4 protein-coding genes are annotated in these 7,953 nt (G+C 70.0%); all 4 read left to right on the top strand.

The window, feature by feature from the left end; translation table 11 throughout:
* Window positions 1-130: 130 nt before the first annotated feature.
* The gene (locus tag A5673_RS23225) at window positions 131-3,034 is read left to right on the top strand and encodes an AAA family ATPase (RefSeq protein ID WP_231971435.1); all 2,904 of its coding nucleotides are present in this window, start codon (window positions 131-133) and stop codon (window positions 3,032-3,034) included.
* A 2-nt stretch (window positions 3,035-3,036) separates the two neighbouring features.
* On the top strand, window positions 3,037-4,296 hold the full coding sequence (locus A5673_RS23220; protein ID WP_068238079.1) for a glycosyltransferase: 1,260 nt from the start codon (window positions 3,037-3,039) through the stop codon (window positions 4,294-4,296).
* Window positions 4,297-4,369: 73 nt separating this feature from the next.
* Window positions 4,370-6,997, top strand: coding sequence for a LuxR family transcriptional regulator (locus A5673_RS23215; RefSeq protein WP_068238072.1), 2,628 nt, complete (start codon window positions 4,370-4,372; stop codon window positions 6,995-6,997).
* A gap of 88 nt (window positions 6,998-7,085) precedes the next feature.
* Window positions 7,086-7,953, top strand: an 868-nt coding sequence (locus A5673_RS23210) for a cytochrome P450 (RefSeq protein ID WP_156748537.1), incomplete at its 3' end; no start/stop codon positions are given.

Here is a 7,953-nt window from a genome sequence, read left to right as displayed (position 1 = left end):
GCCGACGTCGTCGGCTCGATGAAGCTGGCGGCTGCGCTCGATGCGGAACGCCTTCAAGAGATCATGAACGAGATGTTCAACCGTGCGGCGCTATGGCGGCACGGTGGACAAGTTCACCGGTGACGGGATCATGGCGGTGTTCGGGGCCCCGGTGGCGCTGGAGGATCACGCGCTGCGGGCCTGCATTTCGGCGCTAGAGATCCATTCGGTCACCAAGGACCTTGCCGCCGAGGTGCATCGGCGTGACGGCGTTGACCTGCAAATCCGAATCGGCCTGAACTCGGGGGAGGTCATCGCCGGCGAGATCGGCTCGGGGCAAGGGAGATACACCGCCGTCGGCCATCCCGTCGGAATGGCCCAACGCATGGAGGCGGCCGCACCTCCGGGCGGAGTCATGTGTTCGCTCACCACCGCACACCTGGTCGAGGAAGCGGCCCGGCTCGGGCCCGCCGAAGACGTCTTCGTCAAGGGCGCCGAAGCTCCTGTGCCCGCGCGAGAACTGCTGGCCATGGAATCCGAGCGGACGGTGTTGGGCCGCCAGGAAGGACTGATGCTGGGCCGCGATGCCGAGATGCAGGGCCTGCAGCGCCTGTTCGACACCCAGTCCGGGTGCCTGGTAGGGATTGTCGGTCGCCCCGGGCTGGGCAAGAGCCGGCTCCTGAGGGAGTTCACGGCGATCGCCGCGGATCAGGGCGCCGACATCGTCGTCGCCCGCTGCGAAGCACACACGAGCACGCTTGCGTTTCGGGCGTTGTCACGCCTGCTGCGGGCGATGTTCACGGTGCAAGGGCTCAGCGCCGGAGAGGCCCGCGTCCACGCGAGCACGCAATGCCACGGGTTGCTCAGGCCGGGGTCCACCGACGCGCAGATTGTGTTCGAGGCAATGGGCATTGCCGACACCACGGCACCCCAACTGCAGCTGAGCGCCGAAGCGAGGCGTCGCCGCCTGATCGAAATCCTGGCGCGCGCCGTCGAGGCACGTCCCACCCGGACCGTGTTCGCCCTCGAGGATGCCCACTGGATCGATGAGCAGAGCGACGACCTCCTTGCCGATTTCGCAGCGGCACTCGACGGGACCACGTCGATGTTCGTCACGACCTACCGACCGGAGTTCCGCGGTGCGCTGCACCACCGGTCGAACGAGACGATGACGCTGCAGCCACTGGCCGCGTCGACGTCGGTACGCCTGGTCCGCCACCTTCTTGGCGGCGACCCCGCACTGGCGGGCCTGGCGGAGCGAATCGCGGCCGCGGCGGCGGGCAACCCGTTTTTCGCCGAGGAGATCGTTCGCGACCTTGCGGGCCGCGGCATCCTGTCGGGTGGTCGTGGTGCCTACCGCCTGACGGGCGACGCCGACGAAATTGCGGTACCCGCCACGGTGCAGGCGGTGGTTGCGGCGCGCATCGACCGGCTGCCTGCGCCCACGAAGTCGATTCTGAACGCCGCCGCGGTGATCGGTAACCAGTTCGACGCGGACACGCTGCATGTGCTGTTGCCGGAGGGCATGGCCACCAGCTTGGCCGAGCTGGTGTCTGCCGAGCTGATCGATCAGATCGAATTCGTTCCACGACAACGGTATTGCTTCCACCACCCGCTGGTGCGCACGGTCGCCTACGAGTCGCAGTTGAGCGCCGTCCGCGTGCAGGCCCACCGCCGGCTGGCCGCCGCGATCGAGGCGCGCGACACCGGTGGCACCGACGACAATGCGGCGCTGATCGCCGCGCACCTGGAGGCGGGCGGCGAACTCGTCGCGGCTTACCGCTGGCATCTGCGCGCGGCGGAATGGCTTCGGCCGCGCGGCATCCGCGCTGCGCGTGCGGAGTGGGAGAGCGCGCGCCGCATCGCCGACGGCTTGGCCGACGATCACGAGGGCGTGACCGCAATGCGAATCACGCCGCGTGCCATGCTGATCTCTACCGCGCTTTACGTGAGCGACGCCGACGGCACTGACGATCTCTACGAAGAGCTTCGCGGTCTGAGCGCGCGGTCCGGCGACCTGACACCGCTCGCGCTCGCGACCGCCGGACTCATCTGGTCGTTCGGTGTCAACGACATTCGGGTTCCAGAGGCCCTGGCACTGGCGTCGGAGCTCGAAGACATGGTCAGCGGCATCGTGTGCGACGCGGCGACCATGGCCATAATCCTCAACTCGTTGGCCTTCATCCGGTTCGCCAACTGTGAATTCGATGCCGCCCTGCGGGTCATCGAAGAAATGCTGGCACTGCCCGGCGACGTGCCCGCGAACGAAACGCTGGCGGCGCAAATTCTTCGCGGAATCACCCGCATGTGCCTCGGCGGCACCGATGAGCACCGGCGGGATTTCCGGGACGGCCTCGGACAAGCGCATACGCTCGGCCCCCTCAACTATGCGACCATGTCGCACTACGCGGGAACGGTTGCGGTGCTGGGTCTGTGGAAGTCCGACGACTTGATCGACGAGACGCGGGAGGCGTTGCGATGCGCGGAATCGCTGGGCGACGTCAGCGGCATCATCGCCACTCTGTGGGCCCATGGATCGGTCCTGCTGCGCGCGGGAAACACATCGCGCGACGAGGCGATCGATCTGCTTGACCGCGCCCGCGTCCTGATCGAGGAGCACCAGCTGAATCACATCGGGATGACCAGCATTGCCGCGGATCTGGCGATCGATACCGCGCGCAAGGGGCGAATCGACGAAGCGATCGACAAACTTCGTGCCACCTTCCTGCAGCACTTCGACGGCGGGATGCGAGTCTTCGTGGGCTGTATGGCCGAGGCGCTCATCGAACTGCTCATTCAGCGAGGATCTGCCGGCGACCTCCGCGAAGCCCACGGGATCTCGGATCGGTGGCAGGTGCGGCCGCCCGGCATCACGGCGGCGGATCTGTGGTGGCTGAAATCCCGCGCGCTGTTGGCCGGAGCGGACGGCGACTCGGGCCGATGCGTCGAACTGTCACAGGCGTACCTCGAGGCATGCGAGAAGCTCGATGCCCGCGGTCGGCTGCCCGAGGCGCGCCGGATGGCCGATCAATCCCTTGCACCGCGCCGGGGGTGACGGTGCCGACGATCCTGGCGTACACCTCGCCCGCGCTGGGGCACCTCTTACCGATGAGCGCGCTGTTGTCGGAGTTGTCGGGTCGCGGGCACCGGATCCACATACGGACGCTCTCGAGCGGGGTCGAGCTTGGGCCTGAGTTCGGCTTCGCGGCGGATGCGATCGACCCGCGCATCGAGGCGATCGAACTCGGTGACAGCGATGGTGCTGCCAATCCGCGGATCGCCCTGCAGCGTGGGGTAGCGACGTTTGGCCGCCGCGCCGTGCACGAAGTCGGCGATCTCGGGGACGCGATAGCGCGCGTTCGCCCGGACGCACTGCTCGTCGACGTGAACTGCTGGGGGGCCCTGTCGGTGGCCGAAGCCGGTGAGATCCCCTGGGCGTGCTTTGTTCCGTACACGCCGCCGCTGCGCTCGCCCGGCGTGCCACCGTTCGGCCCGGGTCTGCGACCGTGGGCGGGCGCGCTCGGGCGGCTGCGCGATGCCGCCGTGCGCGTCGCGGTGGTCGGGCCGCTGGAGCGGATGATGCTGCCGCCGATCAATCGAATCCGCGCGAATCTCGATCTGCGGCCGGTCACGTCGATGGACGAGTTCTTGCGCCGCGCCCCGCTGGTGCTGGTCGCCAGCGGCAAGCCGTTCCAGTACCCACGAACGGATTGGGGTGATGCGGTGCAGCTGATCGGGCCGTGCGCGGTCGACCCCGGGCCGCACACCGTCCCCGACTGGCTGGCATCGATCGACCGGCCGGTAGTGCTGGTGACCACCTCGTCGGAGAAGCAGCCCGACGCCGACCTCGTCCGGACGGCGATCGCCGCGCTGAAGGATGAGCCGGTGCATGTGGTCGCGACCCTGCCTGCCGGGCGACCGGACGACGTGGCCTCGTCGGGTAACGCGACGGTGTTGCAATTCATCCCGCACGATGTGGTGCTGGACCGGGCGGTGTGCGCCGTGACGCACGGCGGGATGGGCGCGACGCAAAAGGCGCTCGCCCGCGGCATACCGGTGTGCGTCGTGCCCTTCGGGCGCGACCAACTCGAGGTGGCGCGGCGCGTCGAGGTGGCCCGCTGCGGCACCCGCCTGCCGGCAAAGAAACTGTCACCGTCGCGGTTGCGCACGAAAGTGCGCGAAGCGATGACGATGACCGGCGGGGCGCAACGGGTGGCGGCCGGCTTCAAGGCCACCGGCGGTACTCGCCGCGGCGCAGATCTCTTCGAGCAGCGCCTGCTCGGCCTCGACGTCGGCCGATCCCAGCAAAGCGGGTAGCTGCGGCAGATCTGCGTACCGAAACGCCGAGAAATCGTTCCGCCGGACGCCGTCGCACCGTTATAGTCACCGCGTGATCAGCGGCGAGTCGCTGACCGGGCGCGACAGCGAATTAGCGATCATTCGTCGCGCCCTGATCGGGGCTGGCAAGCACTCCGGCGTGGTGATCGCCGGAGCCGCCGGTGTGGGCAAGACCAGGCTCGCCCGCGAGGTCCTGCGCCGCGCCGAGGCGTCCGGCGAGCGGACGAAGTGGATCGTCGGCACCGAGTCGGCGTGTGCCCTGCCGCTGGGGGCGTTCATCGGGACGCTCGGCGCGGCGATGTCGGATCCGCTGGCAAACGTGCGCCGCGTGATCGATTCGTTTGTCGCGCAACAGCGTAAGGCTCGCGTGGTGCTCGGTGTCGACGACGCCCACCTGCTGGACGGGTTGTCCGCTCTCGTCGTTCACCAGCTGGCGCAGTCGGGTGGTGCCCGGCTGGTGGTCACGATACGGACCGGCGGTGAGGAGCCCGACGCGGTGACGGCGTTGTGGAAGGACGGGCTGCTGGCTCGCCTCGATCTCGAGCCGCTTTCGGCGGCGGCGACGCGCGAACTGATCGAAGGCACGCTCGACGGTCCCGTCGACGCCCGCACCGCGGCCCGGTTCCGGAAGCTGACGGGGGGCAACACGCTGTTTTTGCGGCAGCTGCTGAGCGATCAGATCGCGGCCGGCCGGATGCGCCAACTCGCCGGCGTCTGGATGTGGGACGGTGACGTCGCGGTCTCGGCGACCCTGTCCGACACGGTCGCCCGGCAGATGGGCCGACTGAGCGCGGGGGTGGCACGCGTGGTCGACACGCTCTCCCAGTGTGAGCCGTTGGCCGTTGACGTGCTGTGCGACCTGGTGCGCCGCCAGGACCTGGCGGTTGCCGAGAGCATGGGCCTGGTGAACGTCGAGCGCGCGGGCGGCGGCCTGATGGCCAGGCTGGCGCACCCGCTGTTCGGTGAGCTGCGCCGCGCGAGCGCCGGCGAGATGTACCTGTCGGGAATCCGCGGCGGGCTGGCGACGCGGCTGGCACAAGGCGGTGACGCCGGCATACAGGCGACCGTGCGACGTGCGCTGTTGCGCCTCGAATCGGACCTCGAGCCCGACCCGGAGCTGTATCTCGAGGCGGCGCGGCATGCCATGACGCTGCTGGACCTGGACCTGGCCGACCGGTTCGCGTCGGCGGCCACCCTGGCCGGGGCGCCCGGCGCGGCCGAGGTGCGGGCGATGAACCTGGTGCTGCGGGGCGGCGGCGAGGAGGCCGAGACGGCGCTGCGCGACATGGCCGACACCGCATCGCCCGACGGCCATCACTGGGCTACGGTGCGGGCGGCCAACCTGATCTGGATCCTCGGCAAGCCGCAGGTGGCGGCGGCGATCCTGGAAGACCTCGCGGCGGGCGCGGAGACCCCGGCGCAGGAGGCCGAGCGCCTGGCCGTGCAGGCCTGCCTGGACGCGGTGTCCGCGCGCTGTGTTATCGCAGCCGAAAATGCCCGCGTCGCATTGGCTTTCGATGCTCTACCGGGCTTTCACGCGATGATGGCTTCGCTTGCGTTGATCATGGCGATGGGGGCGCTGGGGCAGGTCGACGAACTCGCGTTCGTGGCCGAGCAGGCCCTGCGGCGCGCGACGACGTCGTTCCAGGCCTCCCATATGCGGTTCTGGTTCGGCGCGGTGTACGGTCGCGCCTGCCGCTTGACCGGCCGCATCGACGAATTCGTCAACACCGCAAAGCAACTGGCCGATTCGGCCCGCGACGTCCCGGGCCTCGCCTATGCGAACCTCGCCCTGCTGCTGGGCAATGCCGAATTGGTTCGCGGCGCGGCGGCCGACGCGGCGCGGTTGGTGCACGAGGCGCTTGCCGGGGCCGAAAGGCACGCCGTCACAACGGGTTTGCGCGCGGCGAGCTACTTCGCGCTGGCCGAGGCGCACGCCAAGCTCGGGCAGGCCACGGAGGCGAACGACGCCGTCGCCGGCGCACGGTCGTGCGTGCCGCCCGACTACCTGTTCATGCACACCGCCCTCTCGCTGGCCGACGGATGGGCCATGGCTGCCAGCGGCCGCCTGGGCGATGCGGTGGCGAGCGCCCAGCAGGCCGCGCAACTTGCCCGCGACCGCGGCCAGCCCACCCACGAGCTGGCCTGCATCCAGGCCGCGGCCCAATGGGGCGACGCCTCGCAAGCCCCGCGGGCGCGGGAGCTGGCCAAGGTGTTGTCGCTGCCGCTGGCCGAAGCCATCGCATCGCACGTGCAGAGCTTGCTCGCCGGGGACGGCGAAGGCTTGCTGGCCGCGTCGACCGCCTACCGGCGGATCGGCGATCTCGCCGCGGCCGCCGACACCGCGGCGCAGGCGTCCGTCGCCTTCGATGAGGGCCAGCACCATCGGCGCGGGCTGTATGCGGCGGCGCTGGCCAAAGAACTGGCCGACAACTGCGGCGGCCTGTGCACGCCGGCGCTGCGGACCCCCGCGGGTCTCAAGCTGTCGGGCCGCCAGCGCGATGTCGTCGAGCTCGTCGTGGCGGGCCTGTCGAACCGCCAGATCGCCGAGAAGCTGGTGATGTCGGTGCGCACCGTGGAGGGCCACGTCTACCGCGCCTGCCAGCGGGTCGGGGCCCAGTCCCGCGAGGAACTGGCCTCGATCGTCAGGTCCGGACCGGGCGACGGCGGAGCCGCCTGACCCAACCGTCGCCAAGTCGGGTAGCCGACTACGCATGCGGGCGCCTCGCATTCGGCCATACCGTGCGTTTCGACAAAAGGAGTCGCGCATGGTCGAGATGCTGGAGAAGCCCGAAGTCGCGCCCCACCCGCCGGTGCCGAAGAATCCGCTCCCGTACTGGCGCCAGCTCAAGGCGGTGCGCTCCTACATCGACGGCCTCCAGACGCTGGTGGACGCGGGCGGACCCATCACCCGGCTGGTGCTCGGGCCAAAGTGGCTGGTACCCCAGGTAGTGCTGATTGCCAGCCCGCAGGGCGCCCGCGACGTGTTGGGCCGCACCGACGAGGTCGCCGACCGCGGCCGTACCCGAACGATGGTCGAGATGCACGCCCTGATGGGCGGCAACCTGCTCGACCTTCCGCACGAACGGTGGCTGCCGCGCAGGCGCGCGCTGCAGCCGATGTTCACCAAACGTCAGGTCCCGCGCTACGCGGGGCACATGGCCGCGGCCGCACAGTCCGTCGCCGACGGTTGGCGCGACGGCGCGGTCGTCGACCTGGACACGGAGTGCCGCAAGCTGACGCTGCGCGCACTGGGGCGCTCGGTGCTCGGTCTCGACCTCGATGAGCGCGCCGATGAGGTGGGCCACGCGCTGCGAGCTTCGTTGAGCTGGGTGGCCGACCGCGCGGCGCGGCCGGTGAACCCGCCGCGGTGGTGGCCCACCCGGGCGCAGCGCGCGGCTCGCCGGGCCAACGACACGCTGCACCGGTTGGCGGCCGAAATCCTGCACGCGGTTCGCGTCGACCCCGACCGCGATGCCCCGCTGGTGCGCGCCCTCATCGGGGCGATCGATCCGGAAACCGGCCGGCCGCTGACCGACGACGAGATCTGCCACGAACTGGTGCTGTTCATGCTCGCCGGCCACGACACCACCTCGACCACCCTGACGTACGCGCTCTGGTCGCTGGGGCACCACC

The organism is Mycobacterium sp. E3198 (assembly GCF_001667015.1).
Classification (GTDB): domain Bacteria; phylum Actinomycetota; class Actinomycetes; order Mycobacteriales; family Mycobacteriaceae; genus Mycobacterium.
The sequence above is the reverse complement of the archived record's forward strand: the minus strand, read 5'-3'. Positions and strand labels throughout refer to the sequence as shown.